The organism is Parabacteroides sp. CT06, from assembly GCF_002257605.1.
Classification (GTDB): Bacteria; Bacteroidota; Bacteroidia; order Bacteroidales; family Tannerellaceae; genus Parabacteroides; species Parabacteroides distasonis.
Genome location: NZ_CP022754.1, coordinates 3,456,106 through 3,472,699 on the forward strand (window position 1 = coordinate 3,456,106; position 16,594 = coordinate 3,472,699).

Consider the following 16,594-nt stretch of genomic DNA (forward strand, 5'->3'; position numbering starts at 1 on the left):
ATTATATAAAGCAGTTGGCGCAATTGATTTCATCATCAAACAAGTCCACCAGAAGCTTACTTTTGCTCTTTGCCTTCGCTTCTTCTTGTTTTTTTATCTGGTCAAGCTTGATTTGCCGCACACGCTCCGGACGTATCAGTTCGCTCAAAGGCTCGCCTTGAATCCACGTATATCCGTCTTTTTCGTACTCCATTGCCTTTTTGAAAAGGTCGGGATGCTGCTCGTAGAGCCAAATCCATTCTATCTTCTGCTGGAAGAAGCAGAAATAACATCCAGAGCGGCTACGGCAATACTGTCCTTTCTTTCCATCCACCTCAAAGTCGATAAGGTTGTAATATGCTGGTATGCCTACGCCGCTATCTTCAAGGATGCGAAAGATTTCTTCTCTCACCAAAACCTCGTCATTGTCAATCAATGGGAAATAGTCCAACTTTCCCACAGGGTAATCTGTGTATTGCTTCAGAAAACTGAATACGGCGTGATTAAAGGTGATTACATCAGCATCAAGTAGCATATTCAATTTCTTTGAGTAGTAGAAGTGCTTGGTAAGCTTTGAAGTGAGAGCCGCTTCAACTGTTTGATAGGTCTCATCGTCTGCAACGTTGCGATAGCATTCTGCAAAATTCTCAATGTTCTTATCATGCAGCACCTCGTGAATAACATCCATACTCCAGATATTCTTGCGGAACGGGAATATGGCTTGTATATTTGGCTTTGTCGATACATAGCCTTCACGGTCTTCATCTCCGCGGATACCCACGTATGAAACAGTTGGGGTGTCGCCAACAAATTTCTCAAACTCAGCCAGTTTCATTTTCTGCGTACACCATCTTGCTTGTACCGATGGCAGATAGCCACCGCTTACCTTCAGAAAGTGGTCAAAAGGAGTAGGTTCAGGACTTCCTTCTGCCGCAATTAAGGTCGTTATGTGTCCTAAGTAAGAGCGCAACCGGTCAATGAACTGAATGGTTTCATCCAACTCACATTTGGTGTCGCTGCTATAATACTCAATATGAAGATTGGGGTATTTATCTTTTAGGTAGATGGCAAGAGCAGCACTGTCTTTTCCACCAGATATACCTAACACGTGTCTTACTTCACTCATTTCAATTTCTTTTTAAGGATTGCTATCAGTGCAGCAACGTCAAGCGAGTTGTCACCACTCAAAATAGACTCCAGTTTGTTTTCAAGGCTGTTGACCTCTTGACGCATCGCTTCGGAAAGAATGACTTGCGTAGTTACAGCCTTACTCTTATTCTGTGTGATATGCAGTCTTATGACATCCTCACTTGCAGTCTTGTGCATCTCCACATAGTCATCCAGTTGAAACAGCATATCTTTCAATGTAGCCAGCAGGAACGATTTATCTGTGTCGCGAATTTCTGTCAAAGGCTTGTTGAGGGCGACGTATGACACCGCTTCAATCCATGTGGTCTTGTCATCATAGTTGCCAACAAGCCGGGCTTGAAAATTACGCATATTTACAGGCATCAATTCCGTCTTAACCGACTTATATCGTTCTGCTATCAGATGATGATAGTCAGAGAAACCGACTTCTTCAAGTCGCAGTATTTTAAGCAAATATTGCTCGATATTGCCAACCAATTCAGAGTAGCAGTTGCGGAGTTCGCGGATAGCCTCTTGTATAACAGCAACAAAGCTCTCAATGGCTTCTGGGTTTTGGCTAAGTGTAATTTCTTTAAAGCCCAACTCATCCGGCAACACCTCAAAGAATGTTTTCTCTGGGTCGGTCGCCTTTGCTATGACATCGCGGAACTTACGAGCATTGGGCGAAATATCCTTCGTACGTCGAGCATAGCTATTCAACTTCTTATAGAAGGTGAGGAACGGACGAATCGTTTCGATAAACGATTGAGTCGAGAGTTCTGAGCTGCCCATATTGATAGCCTCTCTATATTTGTCGAAAAATGTACGGCGAACACCGTCAACAGCAAAGGCCTTAATGAGAAAACCATTGGGTGAGCGCAGTATAAGGTCAAGCACCTCCTTGTTGATGTAAGGTACATAGGTTCCATCGCTGTTATAGAGCGCGAAATCATCTCGTTTAATAATCAGATATGTGGGAATCCAACAATAGAGCAACCCCTGCTTCAGACGAAAAGGCGCAGCCTCTAACAGAGTGAAGAGTTCTCCCAATTTGTGCGGTTTGCCGATAGTGGAGCGCAGGAAGTTCTCACAAGCGTCCCAAAGTGGTTGGAATGAAGGTTCGGTCGGTGAGCCCAGTCCGGCAGTCGTATGAATACCTGTATTCTTGAGAAGTGTGAGATATAGCGATTTCTCGGGTGGATACTTATCCCTCTCAAAGCCAAGGTATGGCTCGGAAGAGTGGTCAAGCAATGCCTGCAAATACGACTGGCGGGCAAGTGACATATTACCAGTAGGGCGGTGCTTGTTAATGAGCTCGAAACGATAGATTGGAGTGGCATAATAGACAGAATCACATATGGTGGAGAGTTGCTGTGCGAGTATCTTACGCGATGTGATTGACGCAAGGATTTCGCCGTTAAAAATCCACGTCACGTTGTCAGAGAAGAGGCTCTCCATAATGGTTTTGTTCAACATTGACTTTTCGTGAACCAGCAGGTTAGCTATCTCGCGATTGGCTACTTTGTCGCTTTCGTCAGCCACGTAATAGTCGCGCACCCAATGGAGTTTGTCTATCTCAAAGAGATGGTCAGCGATTTCGGTTGTGTTCTCAAAAATGCAATAGAGGATGGCTTTACCATTTATGTCCGTGCAAGCAGCTTTGACAGCAACAAGGTCTTCCTGACGGGTCAGTATCACATTGATAATCCCGTCGGTCTCGCCACTGACGATGTATTCAATAGGCGAAGAGGTGAGACAGTACTGGAAGTATCGTGGCGTGCCAGTGCGAAAATAGTGCGCATTGGCAAGTGCTATCTTGTCGTCGAAGTATTCACACACCTTCTCTGCTATAACATCGGGATGCTTGCATTCGCGAGCAGCCTCATAAAGGCCTGCTTCCAAGTCTACATCGGTTCCCTCAAAAAGGATATATTTGGACTTGTATTTAGCGAAACGCAGTATCTGGTTCTTTTCGAGGAGGTCTATCACCGAGCCCACTTGACAAACGTCCATAGCATAGCTAGCATAGACTATCAGAAATTGCTTGTCGATGCTAGCAGCAGACGAGGCAAAGATATTTAGAAGGCCGACGGCCTTAACAATCTTGATGGCATCGGTTATGGTTGTGGCATCTGCATTGAGTCCCTCTGTTCTTTCGATGGCAATCTTGATAGCCGACCAATTCGCCGAGTCTTCGTGGACCTCTTGCAAATAAGAATAAAAATTATAAACAATATAATCATGAACGTCGGCAAGACTATACAAACGATTGATTGAAGCTTCAAAATCGTTGACAGTCCCCTCACCACGCGTCTCCAAGAATGTGAACAAGGTACGCTCATTCTGGCCATATCTCTGATTAGCTTGGGTAAAAACGTAAGCCGAGACAATATCCATTGGATAGAGAGCACGAGCAACGTTGGCATCAAGTGTGCTGGCGGCAAACTTAGAAGCGACAGCTAGGTTGTAAATCTTGTCTGTGTTGAGTGTTGGCTTTTTATCAGCCGAAGATATATGAGTGGCGGTAAGGTTGAGAAGTTGCTCTATCGGTTCGGCAAAGACGATATCCTGAATGCGACCTTTTACCTTCGTCCATTCCTGTTTCTGCTCTGCTTTCAATCCCTTGGCGTAGGCTCCAAAACCTTGGTGCAACGTTGTAAGGAAGAGAATGTTCTTACTTGTGTCATTTACATACTCGCAGAACTTCTGTAAGAAGTACATTTCTTTTTCAGGATTGTTCTTGGCTGCATGTTCAAGTACTTTACCGAACTCGTCAATAACAATAACTAAGAATTGATTCGCCAACTGAAGTCTGTTATAGTGGTTGTCCAGCACAGAGATAACGTTCTTACTTTCTGCATTAAGATGTGACGCAAGTAGATTCGCCAACGATGTGTAGTCGCCAACGATGTTTATAAACGAGAATTGCTCAAAACTATTGAATTGACCACATTGGCTCAGTAAGACATTTTTTCCAACAGTCTTTCCACACAGACAGTTTTCCAAGGCGAGGATGAAGCTGGATTTGCCAGTGCCGTACGAGCCGATGAGGCAAAACGAATGAATGCCACTGGCAAAGTGATTGATAATTTTGCCGATGGTCTGGCGAGCATTGGCAGTGACGATATAGTGGGGTGTCTTGCCAAAGTCACGCTCTATGTTGATTGAAGTAGTGAAACTCATGTTGCTTGATAATACTTGTTGAGAACCTGCCACTTGTCTATCCGCTCTTTCATGGTGAAGAGTTGCTCACCGGCAGTATTGCAGAAGGTTATATGGGGGTCGATAGTGTGCAGTTGGTCGAAAACGTCATATAGTTCATTGACAGACATACCGAAGATATTGGCAAGTCGCAGCAATACCTCGAACTCTATCACTTGCTGTTTGCCCTGCGTGATGTCGAGTACGGCAAAGAGGAAAACGAGCGGCTCCATCTTGGCGCGAGCGGAACAGTTGAAGGTATAATCCTCGTGACCAGCTTTGCCTATCAGTTTGAGGTCAATTAGCAGTGCAGAGAAGTCATCGCACGCCTTGATAGAGTCAGGCGTAACATAATTCTTTAGCATCGTGTCGATGTCACGCCAAATTGTCTTCTCGTTGTAAGGTGTGCTGTCAAAGCATTTGTCGGCAAACATCCGTCTTACTGCATTTGCCAAATCTGCTTTCGTGAACTCTTTGCGTGTTTTGTTGTACTCGGTGAAAACGATGTTGTAGAGTGTTGCTACTCGTGATGTCACGAGCATATAGTGTAGCAGCCATAGTGTGGCCGTGTCTTCGATGTAAGGGTCTGCGCCGTTGTCATCAAGAAGATATTTACCTATCTCGGTCGGCACACCATTGTCGTTAGTGATGCCGAAAGCCCTCAACCAATAGCGTATTGAGGCTACCATATTCTTGCCCACACCAAGTTCAACAACAGCGTAGTCGTCTGTGAACGACAATCCCGCTTTAGCGTAGTCATATCCTTTTTTCAACCACAAGCCCTTGCATTGAAAGGACTCATGACCAGAGAATGCATACTTCATAATTACTCTTTTGATGGGGTTAGTAAACATCTAACGTCAATATTAAGAACTGCTGCAATGTCATACAACTGTTGAACAGAAGGCTGCGTGCGATTGGTTGTCCAACGAGAAACCGTATTCTCACTTTTTCCCAACTCCGTTGCCAGCCATTTGCAGGTTCTTCGCTGTTCCGCCAAGACGACCTTTATGCGATTCATCACCATATTTCGGTTATTAATACTCTTATAAATGTTTTATTTCATCACAAAGGTAGGAATTTTATTTGAAATACGGCTAAAATGGTTTTATATTGCTTGGTTAAATATTCATTGCACGGTTTACATACTAAAATGACGATTTTGCACTAAAAGCACTTCCCGTTCGACGCAACGAATTATTTTGATGTGTGCTTAATTTCAGTAAACAAGCAAACGGGACATATACAACAAATCACAGCAGGGTATAATATACCTATAGTGAACATCTATAAATGTCTTACTCTTTAACTGTTGATGTAAACTGTGAAATCACGATTAGTCAAAGACAAATATCAAACAAGAACTCTCCATATAAAGCTACGCACGCTATCTCTCTTTGAACTTCTGCACATATAATGCGACTGTAAAATAAATCATTTTATCAGAAGTCCATCTATCATCAAGAGATAGCCGATAAATTATTGAATTTGACTATTTGTAAAGGCTTGTTTTGAGGGTCCGTCAACTTTTGTTGATCAGTTTTTTACCATTTTTTATTGCTATGTAAATGTTTACAAGAATAAACATAGCATACATGTTGATAAGCAAAAGTGCACTTTTTTTTTATGAATTGACAAAATATTGCCATGTTTCGGCAGGATTTAATTAATAAATATAAAATCCATTTATCTTTTATGGTACGCTAGTCATGTAATAATTTTTGTTGTATTATGCAGCCTTAGTAAGGCTTTTGTATTACTAAAAAAGATATTTCAGAGAATATTTTTCTGCACAAGGTCAGTTTTATTTGTCGGAGCTTATTTTAAAAGAGTATTTGTTGATATATCAATCATCTTTTTCACCTGATGTCGAGATCTTAGTCGTATTCCATTAAAAAACAGGTTGATAAAAGATTTTTTAACTTTCTGACAGCAAATGTATTACAGATAAAAAATAGGGCTGGCGGTATCCGTCAGCCCTATTTTTACATTTCCTTTTTCCCAAACTTTGCGGCAGAAAGAAGGATAAATGACGAACGAAAAAGGACAAAAGATGGAAGCAGGAAATGAAGACATCGAAATGCTGAAAGCATTAATCCAGAAGAGCTTCTCCGAGCAGCGGGAGCTCATCACCCGGCTGGAAACGGCACTGGATGCCATGACCAGCTTTAATGGCAAACAGATGCTGGACAGCCGTGACATGCGCCTGCAGTTGAAAGTCTGTGACCGGACCCTCATCCGCTGGCGTAACTCGGGCAAGCTGCCTTATTTCAAGCTGAGCGGCAAGATATACTTCTGGGCTTCCGATGTATACCGGTTCCTCCGTGAGGAATACAGGGACGAAAGTCCGGACGTCAGAAATAACAAACCCGTAAAAAAATCATAGAAGATGGAAAATCAAAGTAAAGTCATCATGATCGAGCGCAACAAGTTTGCGTCTCTTGTCAAGGCGCATCGCAAATGCCTGCAGATGCTGAGTATCCTGGCCTATGCCTGCGCGACGAAGGAAGTGCAGCTGACCTTCACATTGGAGGAAATCTGCGAACTGCTACAAATGAGCCGTGAGGAAGTGGAAAGACAAAGACAGAAAGGCTACATCCGCTTCGTCCACCGGAACGGCATGACAGTCTATGAAACCACCGACATCCTCCGGCTCAAGAACATGCTTGAGATGGGGGGTATCTACCGGAAGATAGACGAGAAAGCCTTCATTCTGGAAGCGGCGGAGAAAGAAAAAAAAGAAACGGAACCTTCAATCAGACAATAAATATGGGACAGCTGGTACACGCCTCGCTTTTCAGCGGGTTCGGAGCGGCGGATCTCGCCGCCGAATGAATGGGATGGCGTAACGCCTTCCATTGTGAGATAGATGAATTTTGTAACAGGATTTTAAATTACTGGTTCAACCATGCAGAAAGTTATACAGACATTACAACTACGGATTTTCGGCAGTGAAGGGGACGGATCAACGTTCTCACAGGAGGTTTCCCCTGCCAGCCGTTTTCTGTCGCCGGCCAGCGCAGAGGTGCGGAGGACAGCCGTTACCTCTGGCCTCACATGCTCCGTGCCATTCACGAGATCCGGCCCGATTGGGTTGTTGGTGAGAACGTTGGTGGCATCCTCACGATGGTACAGCCCGGTAAGGAGACTCACGTGGGATATCAGCCCTCTCTTTTCGGAAAGGCTCAGCCTGTATACCGCAAGCGGGAGGAGTACGTCGTGGAGACCATCGCGGGAGATCTTGAGCGTGAAGGATATACCGTCCAACCGTTACTTATTCCGGCTTGTGCCGTCGGTGCCCCTCACAGAAGGGACCGTGTATGGTTTGTTGCCCACTCCGATGGCTTCGGACTTCAAGACACGGGGAGCGGGCAGCGCGCAGAAGGGGCTTCCGGAAGTCATCCGTGAAGGGTTGCTTCCCACCCCCACGGCAATGGAGATACACCACTGGCAGCGGGTGGAGAGATGGAAACGGCAGGGCCGCGTGTCGATGTACGAGTCGGAGGACGGGGAGAAGAACCCCAACGGCCTGGTCGATTTCCTGGACTTTTACGGCCTGCTCCCGACCCCGACGGCAAGGGATTGGAAGGGTGCCCCGACGCTGGAGAACTTCGAGAGGAAGGGCAAGAACCCGCAGCAGGGAAGCCTTCCCGATTTCTTTGCCCAAACTGGGAGAAGTTTCCAACTCAATCCCCTGTTTGTGGCCGAGATGATGGGGTTCCCCGTCAGTTGGACGGTATTACCTTTTCTTCCTGGCGGCAGCAGTCCGTTAAAGGATACGGAAACGCCATCGTCCCCCAGGTAATCCATGAAATATTCAAAGCGATAGAATCAACCTATAAATAACATGATATGCATACGTTAATTATTGCGGAACATCCGCAGTTCGGCAAGGTCCGGACCATAGAGAATGAAAGAAAGATGTGGTTCTGTGCCGCTGACGTGGCACAGGCCCTCGGCTACGTTAATTCCAATGATACCATTACCCGCCATTGTAAGACGAAGGGTGTCGAGCTTTACGATATCCCTACGGCGGGCGGACGGCAGAAGGTGAAGTTCATCGACGAGGGGAACCTGTATCGTCTGATAGCCGGCAGCCGTCTGCCATCAGCCGAGAGATTCGAGAGCTGGATTTTTGACGAGCTGGTACCACGCACGCTGAAAGAGGGCGGCTATCTGCTGGGGAAAAAGGGGGAGACGGACGCAGAACTGCTTTCACGCGCCCTGATGTTGGCGGAAAACAAACTGAAGGAGCGTGACCGGCACATATCCGAACTGAAAAGGGAAAATGCCCAGAATACCCTGAGATTGGGCTTACAAGCCCCCAAGATACGTTACTTTGATGAGGTACTGCGTTCATCCAGTACCTATACGCCCACACAGATCGCCAAGGAACTTGGCATGAGCGGCAGGGAACTGAATCTCAGGCTCAAGGCTCTCGGCATCCAGTTCCGCCAGTCCGGTACCTGGCTGCTTGCTGCCCGCTATCAGAATGAAGGATATACACGGACCCATACGCACAGATGGCAGAACCGCAGCGGGGAAACCGGCACGGCCATGCATACGGTGTGGACCGAGAAGGGCCGCCTGTTCATCCACTGCCTCTTCAGCCACCTGCCCGTCTTCTAACCATCCGCCACTGACGGCAGCCAAAAGGGCTGTTTCCCGTTATTTGGGAGAACAGCCCTTGATATATCCGTTCCGGCACCCGCCTGTCAAGATATGCCTGCCGGATGTCCCGCTTTCCACAGGCAGGTTTCCGTACCCGCTCCCAGTTAGGAGCCCCAATATTTTACGCTACGTTTTACGATTCTCATTATCCATGACTTAACTTAATTTTCATTATACCCACCAAGAATAAGCAGGACTTTACAGTTTAGGTCCTCTTCGGTTTTCCCTTTCCCGCAGTGTCCGAATGTCCCGCTGCGTCTCCTGCTGCCGTAGCGTGTCGGCGAGTATCCGGATGAAATGCCCGTAATCCTCCACGAGCTGCTGGACGCATTCGAGCCGCAGCGTGTGCGCCATGTTCGCCATCGGACTTGTACTACGGGCGGCGATGTCCTGCCTGAGCAACGTGTCCAGGCAGACATTCTGCCTCTTTTTCAGATGCTCCAACACTTTTTCCGGACTGCCCGATTCCCTTGCCTTCTTTCTCAAGTCCCTGAAACATTTGTACAGGTAATACTCCTTGTACGCCTCTTCCGCGTGTGACTCGAAAAAGGCGAGGTAATCCTCACCGGCTTTTGCCGCCTTGTTCTGGATCTTTTCGTCCAGGAGTTCCATTTTCTCATTCAGCCGGTCCATAAACCGGTCCATACCTGGGTTCAGCCTTTCCATACCTTATCGTTTTAATCCGTTCGTCCTATGTTTTACGGGGTGTCTGTTTTCCTCTTTTATGTCCTGTTCCGGCTTCCTGAGGGAAAGTATGTGTGAGAAACCCAGGCAATCCTGAATCAGCCTTTGCATGCACTCCAACGACAGGGTATGCGCCATGTTCGCCATCGGGCTGGTGCTGTTCCTTGCGGGCGGATTGGCAAGCAGCCTTTCCTGCTGGTATCTTACGATATCCTTGAAGTACCTTTGCAGTTCCTCCACATCATCCGTCCCGTTCACCTTGTTGCGGAACACGCCGTAGTAATCACGCAGGCGGCCTGCCTTGTACACCTCGTCCGCCTGCCATTCAAAGAAACGGGAATAGTCCTTTTTCGCCTCTTCCAGCCCCTTGCGTATCCGTTCTTCCGTGCCGGCAATTTTCCTGTCCAGCGACTGCCGGAGCTGTTCAATATTCCAATTGTCCTGTCTCATGCTTTACATTTTTAATCCGTTCGACTTCTTTTTCATTGTTTCCGGCTCTATTTCGGTTTTCACCTCTTGACGGGGAGGCTTCTTCGAGAGAAGCTGTCCGAACCCGTTATAATCTTGTATGAGCTGCTGGGTACATTCTGTTCTATAGGAATGCGCCAGATTGAAGATCTCGTCCGAATAATGAATATAAATTGGGCCGTTAACCAGCTCCCTGACACATTTTCCGCGTTCCGTCTGAAGATACTCATGAACCTCTTCAGGCCTTTTCGCCTTTTTAAGGACCTGGCGGAGCTCCTTATACTTCTCGATCATGTAATACGCCTTGAACAGGTCCTTGCCCGCCCATGCGAAATAATAGAGGTAGTTGGAGTCCATTTGTTTCTTGTACATCCTGATCCTGTCGCTTTTGAGGTTTATCTGCATCTCCAGATACTTCAATAGTTGGTCCATGCCGTATTTTTCCTGTTCCGTCATAGCTTCCGTATTTCTTTATCTGGCAGTTTCCGTATTTGCCCTGTCCTCGATGGAGAACGGGATGTCCAGTGTCCGTTCCACGCCGAAGTTGTCCACCGCCACGAAGCGGATCCCGGGATTGTCCCCACCCGTGTTCCGGTAAAAGAGGGTGAACACCTGGCGGCGGATGTCCGTCGTGTCCAGCCCTGCGATGCCGGAGAGCTCCGTCAGCTCGCGGTTCACCAGTCTGGTGCCGTCGGTTCCGAACACCTCACCGTCACCCTCCAGCTGTATGTATCCGATGCGGTAACGGGCCTCCCGGTAATCCCCCTCGCGGTTAAGCGTCAGACGGATCTCCACCGTCTCATCCGGCTCAATACCTTCTTGCAGGTACCAGGAAGAGAGCGAGAAGTCGTATGCCTGCCGCACCTCCAAACGGTCGTCGCAGCCGGCAAGGGTGCACGCCAGCAGGGCCAGCGCGCATCCCATGATGAATGTTCCTAATTTCATTGTTTCCAGTTCTTAAAAGATTAATCGATGATATATTTCAGTCCGACGGCCACTACCGTATGGAAATGTCCTACGGACGATCCGAAGAAGACACACTGCCGGACATTGAAAAGAAAAGCCCAGCGGTCGGTCAGGTACGCCTCCATCTCGAATGCCGGGGCGAAGCCGTAGATGAAGGCACCCTTGTGCAGCAGGGTCGCCCCGTCATAAAGGAGCCTGCCATTCCGGTTTACCCTCTCATAACCGGCCAGCGCGGACAGACCGGCGGACAGGAACACGTTCCTGCCCCTGTCCGAGAGGAACGGGAAGAGACAGCCCGCCTCCGCGGTGAACTGCTCCTTGGGAACGGCCGTCTCCTTATAGGCATAGTGTTTCTTCACGTAGTCCGCACCGACCACCCAGCGCGAGCGGTTGCGGTTGTAACGGCTCAGGGCCAGTCCGATCTGGAAATTCCCCCTCAGGTGCCTTACGTTCCTTCCGAAGTCATCCACGCCGCCCAGCCTCAGTTCAAGCCCCGTCTGCCCGGGCAGGTAGCGTTGGGCGGAAACCTTGCCCGCCAAAGAGGACAGGAAGACGCACATCATTATTATAAACAGATATTTCCTCATAGAATTACTCCTTTATCAGTTCGTCCACCAGTCTGGCGTCCACCAGGTCACTGTTCTCGATATGGAACCGCTGGTGGCGTCCGCCGCCTTTCTCGTAAATCTCCACCTCGATGAGCTTGTCATCGGGGATGACCACCTTGTGGAAAGCATAGACGATGCGTCCTTCCCCCTTGCCCTCTATGCGCCTCAGCTCGTTGAGCGCGCGCACCGGCTCGATGTAGGTCTCCTGCTGTGCCGTTCGCTTGGCCACTTTCTTGTCCACCACCTTGAAGCGCACGAAGTCAATGTCGAAGGGCACATGCGAGGAGTTGGCCAATGAGATGTGGAGGAACAGCAGGTCCTTATGCACATAGACGCCCTTGAGCAGGGCCTGCATCCCGAACTGGCGGCAGCCGATGTGCTTCACGTCCCTGCGGTCCAGACGGTGTACGGTGTACATCAGGCTGGCGATGACCGAAGGGTCCTCCTCGCCGAGCTCGGTCACACGGACGGCGCTTCCCTCAGTGGAGGGTTCTGTCGGAAACCGGCTGTCCATATTGATGTTCAACGCTTCCGGCTCCTCTTCGTAGGAGACGAGGAACGAATAGAACGAGCCGTCGCCCGTGATGACCGAGAAGTTCGTCTCGCCGGGGAAATTCCGGACGGCCGCCTTTACGCGCACCACGTTCTCCACACCGTCCGCCTTGCCCGCGATGATGTCCGTGCTGCCCAGATCGACATAGCAGACCTCCGAGGGGAAAAGGATATGAACCGTCTTGCTGAAGGGCACGCCGATCCTGTAGGGCGTGATATGCTGGCCGGCGGTCAGGATCCTGACTCCGCCCTCCGGCTTGCGCTCCTGCGCCCGGCAGGTCATCCCCGCCAGCGCAGCCATGATTAAAAGAATGAATGTTCTCATCTTGAATGATTGCTTAAAAATTACAGTTAAACCTTGTTATTGCTTTTTTGTGACCAGTAACACCTTGTACCCGGCCTTCAGCTTTACCTTGACCGCCTTGACCCGCTGCGAGATGAACCGTGTCCCGCCCTGCAGGACACCCCGCGTGAGGTCCATCGCCATCTGCTGCCCGGCGGAACCGGCGAAGGAGATGCTGCCGCCCATGCCCTGGCTCATATCCCCCAATACTTCCTTGGCGGCCGTCCGGCTTTCCGATCCCGGCACGAAGATGCCCCGCTGCCCGTCGATGTCATATGTGGCCAGTTCCACCGGGATGATATTTCCGGCATATTCGATGCTGCTTACCAGGATGTCCAGACGTTCCCCCCGGATGTCGGCCGTACCGGTCACCAGGCTGTTGGCCGGTATGGTGACACTTCCGGCCTGCAGGGGCTCGAGCAGGCGCAGCTTCACCCGTCCTCCCTGCTCGAGGGTCTGGTTCTCGGAGATGCAGGCCGGGATGGTGTTCATCCCCATCCGGTAGCTGCTGCCCACCGCCGTGTTGAAACCGTAGTTCCTCTCCACGGCCAGTGAGGCGACAAACGCGGAATCCGTCAGCGGCTGCTCCAGGGCGGAGGTCGTTCCGCTCTCCGCCCGGCTGACAGGGACAGGCTCCGGCTTTTCTTCCTCCTTCGCCTCGCCGGGCGAGCCTTCCGGGTTGGGATTCAGGTACCTGGCGGCCATCCGGTAGGACTGTTCCATCATCCGCTCGCGGGATTCCGCGCGCCGGTTTTCCGCTTCCGCCTCTTCCAACCGGCGGTTCAGCTCGTCTACCTTCTGTTCCAGGCCGCCGGCCGTTTCCTGCGGTGTCTCATAGAAGGTCTCCAGTTGCTCGGTGATCCTTTCGTAGGTGTCCGCCGACTGCCGTATGCTTCCGGCCGGGCCGGATACGCTGTCCGTCTGTCCCTTACCCTCCAATAACCTTCCGGCAAGGTCGGAGAGCGACTGCATCCGTCTGTCTTTCTCACGCCGGACCTGCTGTCTTTCATAAACGTCCGTTTTATTCCCTTCCAGTTGGACCGCTGCCGGGTCCGGCACGTTCACGTTGAATCCGGAACCGCCCGCCACCGTTTCCCCGCTGTCACCGGAAGGGGCGAATATTCAGTAGAGGACAGCAAGGAATACCAGCACGAAGACCGGTATGACGATGTATTTCCTGCGGCGCAGGATTTCCTCCCCGCTAAGCCGTTTTTCCGTTCTTGTCCCTTCGGAGGGGACGGAACCGGCTTCCGCCGGCCGTGTGCCTTCCGGGGTTTCCCCAGCGGGCACGTGTCCTTCTTCCATGTTACTTTTCCTGTTTTCCATTCTGCTGGGGTTGTTTAATGGTCCGGTAAATACTTGTTACTTGTCCTTTCAGGGGATCGGGCAGCCTGCGCAGGGTATCCGTGAGGCTGCCTTCCCCGAAGGGAAGCTCCATGCGCTCCCTTGCCGGTGTCAGCCGGCCGGCGGCGCGCAGCAGGACGATACCCGATGCGACGCAGGTGAAGGCCAGCATCGCCACGAGGATGCCCCGTCTCTGTTTCTCGGAAAGGCCGTCCAGATATGCCTTCAGCCTTTCCCTTGCCGTTGATTTTATATCCATTTTCCAGATATTATTGAATGATTGATTACTGCGGGACACCGTTACCTTTCCACGGTACGCAGGTCCCTGTTTTCCAATATCTCAAAATGCTCCGCAAGGAAGCCCTGCGGGTTGTTGTCCGAGCGGACCGTGCTCTGCAGGCGGCAGCGTGTCACCAGGGAGCGTTCGGTGATGTTGCTTCCCCGGATGATCATCTGCCTGGCATAGGTGGTGACGCGGTAGGGATAGCTGTCGAAATCGCAGCTCATGCTGTCCACCACCACCGTCTGGTTGACGTTCCCGCTGATGAGCCGGTTATAGAAACCTTTCTCGTTCCAGTCCCGGTAATACCCGTACAGGCTCTTGTCGGCCAGGTACATCGCCCGGTTTATGTTCGACTCGATGGCCGCCTTGTCGGGGGCCAGCGTGAAGAACAGCTCGTGCAGGCGGCGCACATGCTCCCTCGCTTCCACCGGGCGGTTGCGCGTGGCGTCCTGCGAGAGGGCCATGATAAGCGACTTCCCCTCGTCCAGCACGTAGATCTTCTCCCGCTGCTCCTCGGCGAACCGGTAGGACTTCCAGACGGAGAAAACGGTCAGGAGGGTGCAGGAGGCGAGAAAGACGAGGCTGAACAGGCGGATCTGCCTGAACGAGGACTCGATGTTTTTTAAGCTCTTGAATTCCATGTCTTGAAATGAATGAATGTTATTATTCAGTCGTTTTTACTTTTTCAGCAGCACTCCGGCCACGTTGCCCGTGGATGCCCCCGCCACGGCCCCGCCCACGTTGGCGGCCTTGCTCGCCGTGTTGTTCATGTTCCGGTTGTACGCACCCATACCGCCGGCCTGTACCACCCAGTTCGCCACGGTGGGGACACAGAAGTACCCGACCAGCCCTATGAGCATGAACACCAGATAGATGGCCGTCGATCCGTCCGGGGAGAAGACGCTCAGGGGATCCTGTATCATTTCCATCTCGCTTTGCAGCACCAGCGTCTGTATCCTGGCGAGCATCACCCCCAGCAGGTCGGAGATGGGCAGCCAGAGGTATACGCTGATATACCGTGCCAGCCACTGCACGAGCGTGCCCTGGAAACCGTCGAAGACCGAGATAGCGAAGGCTATAGGCCCCAGCACGGAGAGGACGATGAGAAAGAAGGTGCGGATCGTGTCCACCACCAGCGAGGCGGCGCGGAAAAGGAACTCCATCACCTTGCGCATGATGGTCTGCACGATGCTTTGCAGGGAGAAGGAGTAACAGGTATGGGACATCCGCTGCATCACCGCGTAGTCCTCCCCGTTCCAGCCCATGTCGGCGATCTCCTTCTCCAGCTCCTCGTCCGTGGGGTTGAACTCCCCGGTCACGGCCACTTTCAGGGGCATCTCGGAGAGCAGCCTGTCCTTTTCCTCCTGGAACTTCCTCACGTCGAAGGTCTGGTCGTGAAGCATGGCACCCGTTCCCTGCACGACGGGGCTCAGGATACCGTTCAGGCTTCCCAGCACGATCACGTCGAAGAACAGGATGCAGATGCCCAGGCAGAAGGGGCGCAGCATGCCGAACACGTCCACCGGTTCGGCACGCGAGAGGGACTGCCACACGCGGTAGGCTATGTAGAAGAGCGCGCCCAGGGCGGCGATGGCCGTGGCCAGCGTCATCATCGGCTGGCAGAGTTCGGTCATCTCGTCATACAGCCGGCGCAGGATACCGTGCAGGCTGTCGAAAGATAGGGATAGCAATACCATATAGTCTGTATCTTTTTAAAGGTTTACCAATAGCGTTCGTCCTCCCCGTAAAGCTTCAGGACCTGTTCGGTCTCGCCCTTCTCCCTGGCCCGCAGGTAGGAGACGCGCAGGTTCTTGCGGGTGTAGTAGTTCACCAGCGTCCTGTAATGCCTCATCTCGCGGTACACCCTTTCTATGAGGTCCAGCCGTTCCTTGTCGGTCATGGACATGCCGGTGGGGTTGATGATGTCCTTCAGCCCGGCTACGGACGCGCTGCTTTTCTTCATGATGTTGTTGTAGCCGAAGGCGATGGCCTCCAGCTCCCGCTGCGTGTAGTTCTCGTCGGTGAGCATCTTCCCATAGTTCGTCACATAGCTCTCCGAGATTTCCGAGAGCATCAGCACGGACTCCTTGACCTTTAGGCTCCCGCTCACCAGCGAGTTCACGCTCTTGAGCATGTCGTAGTATTTCCGGCTTTGCTCATAGATCTTCGAGGCCTCCTTGAAGGTGGACATGGCGTTCTGTGCCGTCTCGGAGGTCTCCACCATCTCGTTGACGCTGTTCACGATACCCTGCGCCAGGTTGCCCGGGTCGGTCACCACCCATTGCGCGTGCATGGCCGGTACGGTAAGTAAAAAGGCGCACAATGCGCTGAAAATTTTTCGTCTCATTGAATCGTTCTTTTAAATGT

Annotated in this window: 21 protein-coding genes; 5 read left to right on the plus strand and 16 right to left on the minus strand. The window is 50.9% G+C overall.

The genetic code is table 11. From position 1 onward, the window contains the following. Position 1: 1 nt before the first annotated feature. The 4 genes from CI960_RS15145 to CI960_RS15160 are packed head-to-tail and all read right to left on the minus strand — an operon-like array spanning position 2 to position 5,335. Entirely contained in the window at positions 2–1,105 is a 1,104-nt protein-coding gene (locus tag CI960_RS15145) for a hypothetical protein (RefSeq protein WP_022185885.1), read from the minus strand. Continuing rightward, positions 1,102–4,290, minus strand: a complete 3,189-nt coding sequence (locus CI960_RS15150; RefSeq protein ID WP_048927496.1) for a hypothetical protein — start codon at positions 4,288–4,290, stop codon at positions 1,102–1,104. The genes CI960_RS15145 and CI960_RS15150 overlap by 4 nt, the downstream gene beginning before the upstream one ends. Next, on the minus strand, positions 4,287–5,132 hold the full coding sequence (locus tag CI960_RS15155) for a DUF4007 family protein (RefSeq protein ID WP_048927495.1): 846 nt from the start codon (positions 5,130–5,132) through the stop codon (positions 4,287–4,289). The genes CI960_RS15150 and CI960_RS15155 overlap by 4 nt, the downstream gene beginning before the upstream one ends. Before the next feature lie 2 nt (positions 5,133–5,134). After that, the gene (locus CI960_RS15160; protein WP_048927494.1) at positions 5,135–5,335 is read right to left on the minus strand and encodes a helix-turn-helix transcriptional regulator; all 201 of its coding nucleotides are present in this window, start codon (positions 5,333–5,335) and stop codon (positions 5,135–5,137) included. Positions 5,336–6,361: 1,026 nt separating this feature from the next. On the opposite strand from CI960_RS15160, the gene CI960_RS15165 reads away from it, so the two are divergent. The 5 genes from CI960_RS15165 to CI960_RS15185 all read left to right on the plus strand — a co-directional run bounded on the left by CI960_RS15165 (position 6,362) and on the right by CI960_RS15185 (position 8,937). Continuing rightward, positions 6,362–6,694 carry a helix-turn-helix domain-containing protein gene (locus CI960_RS15165; protein ID WP_022185880.1) on the plus strand — a complete coding sequence of 111 codons (333 nt, stop codon included), beginning with the start codon at positions 6,362–6,364 and terminating at the stop codon, positions 6,692–6,694. A 3-nt stretch (positions 6,695–6,697) separates the two neighbouring features. Then, the gene (locus CI960_RS15170; RefSeq protein ID WP_022185879.1) at positions 6,698–7,075 is read left to right on the plus strand and encodes a hypothetical protein; all 378 of its coding nucleotides are present in this window, start codon (positions 6,698–6,700) and stop codon (positions 7,073–7,075) included. Between the two features lie 197 nt (positions 7,076–7,272). After that, positions 7,273–7,716 carry a DNA cytosine methyltransferase gene (locus CI960_RS23680; protein ID WP_232432044.1) on the plus strand — a complete coding sequence of 148 codons (444 nt, stop codon included), beginning with the start codon at positions 7,273–7,275 and terminating at the stop codon, positions 7,714–7,716. A 25-nt stretch (positions 7,717–7,741) separates the two neighbouring features. After that, entirely contained in the window at positions 7,742–8,113 is a 372-nt protein-coding gene (locus tag CI960_RS23685; protein ID WP_232520526.1) for a hypothetical protein, read from the plus strand. Between the two features lie 47 nt (positions 8,114–8,160). Next, positions 8,161–8,937, plus strand: a complete 777-nt coding sequence (locus tag CI960_RS15185) for a phage antirepressor KilAC domain-containing protein (protein ID WP_022185877.1) — start codon at positions 8,161–8,163, stop codon at positions 8,935–8,937. A 240-nt stretch (positions 8,938–9,177) separates the two neighbouring features. On the opposite strand, the gene CI960_RS15190 is transcribed toward CI960_RS15185, so the two are convergent. From CI960_RS15190 to CI960_RS15245, 12 genes are read right to left on the minus strand one after another with little or no spacing between them, the layout of a single operon-like run. Beyond that, a complete protein-coding gene (locus tag CI960_RS15190) occupies positions 9,178–9,645 on the minus strand; it encodes a hypothetical protein (protein ID WP_022185876.1) in 468 nt (155 codons plus the stop codon). Between the two features lie 3 nt (positions 9,646–9,648). Next, positions 9,649–10,113: a hypothetical protein gene (locus tag CI960_RS15195; protein WP_022185875.1), complete on the minus strand. Its 465-nt coding sequence runs from the start codon at positions 10,111–10,113 to the stop codon at positions 9,649–9,651. Between the two features lie 3 nt (positions 10,114–10,116). Next, positions 10,117–10,587 carry a hypothetical protein gene (locus tag CI960_RS15200; protein WP_022185874.1) on the minus strand — a complete coding sequence of 157 codons (471 nt, stop codon included), beginning with the start codon at positions 10,585–10,587 and terminating at the stop codon, positions 10,117–10,119. A 15-nt stretch (positions 10,588–10,602) separates the two neighbouring features. After that, on the minus strand, positions 10,603–11,076 hold the full coding sequence (locus tag CI960_RS15205) for a TraQ conjugal transfer family protein (protein ID WP_022185873.1): 474 nt from the start codon (positions 11,074–11,076) through the stop codon (positions 10,603–10,605). A gap of 20 nt (positions 11,077–11,096) precedes the next feature. Next, positions 11,097–11,684 (minus strand): conjugal transfer protein TraO, encoded by a 588-nt coding sequence (locus tag CI960_RS15210; protein ID WP_022185872.1) that lies wholly within the window; start codon positions 11,682–11,684, stop codon positions 11,097–11,099. 4 nt (positions 11,685–11,688) lie between these two features. Continuing rightward, positions 11,689–12,582, minus strand: coding sequence for a conjugative transposon protein TraN (traN, locus tag CI960_RS15215; protein ID WP_022185871.1), 894 nt, complete (start codon positions 12,580–12,582; stop codon positions 11,689–11,691). Positions 12,583–12,618: 36 nt separating this feature from the next. Next, complete coding sequence (gene traM / locus CI960_RS15220) at positions 12,619–13,665, minus strand: conjugative transposon protein TraM (RefSeq protein ID WP_232520567.1); 1,047 nt, start codon at positions 13,663–13,665, stop codon at positions 12,619–12,621. 57 nt (positions 13,666–13,722) lie between these two features. After that, complete coding sequence (locus tag CI960_RS15225; RefSeq protein ID WP_232520527.1) at positions 13,723–13,905, minus strand: hypothetical protein; 183 nt, start codon at positions 13,903–13,905, stop codon at positions 13,723–13,725. A 1-nt stretch (position 13,906) separates the two neighbouring features. Continuing rightward, positions 13,907–14,242 (minus strand): hypothetical protein, encoded by a 336-nt coding sequence (locus CI960_RS15230; RefSeq protein ID WP_232520528.1) that lies wholly within the window; start codon positions 14,240–14,242, stop codon positions 13,907–13,909. A 2-nt stretch (positions 14,243–14,244) separates the two neighbouring features. Next, positions 14,245–14,868, minus strand: a complete 624-nt coding sequence (gene traK / locus CI960_RS15235; protein WP_048927491.1) for a conjugative transposon protein TraK — start codon at positions 14,866–14,868, stop codon at positions 14,245–14,247. Positions 14,869–14,904: 36 nt separating this feature from the next. After that, a complete protein-coding gene (gene traJ, locus CI960_RS15240; protein ID WP_008766499.1) occupies positions 14,905–15,924 on the minus strand; it encodes a conjugative transposon protein TraJ in 1,020 nt (339 codons plus the stop codon). A gap of 23 nt (positions 15,925–15,947) precedes the next feature. Further along, positions 15,948–16,574, minus strand: coding sequence for a DUF4141 domain-containing protein (locus tag CI960_RS15245; RefSeq protein ID WP_008766500.1), 627 nt, complete (start codon positions 16,572–16,574; stop codon positions 15,948–15,950). Positions 16,575–16,594: the final 20 nt, after the last annotated feature.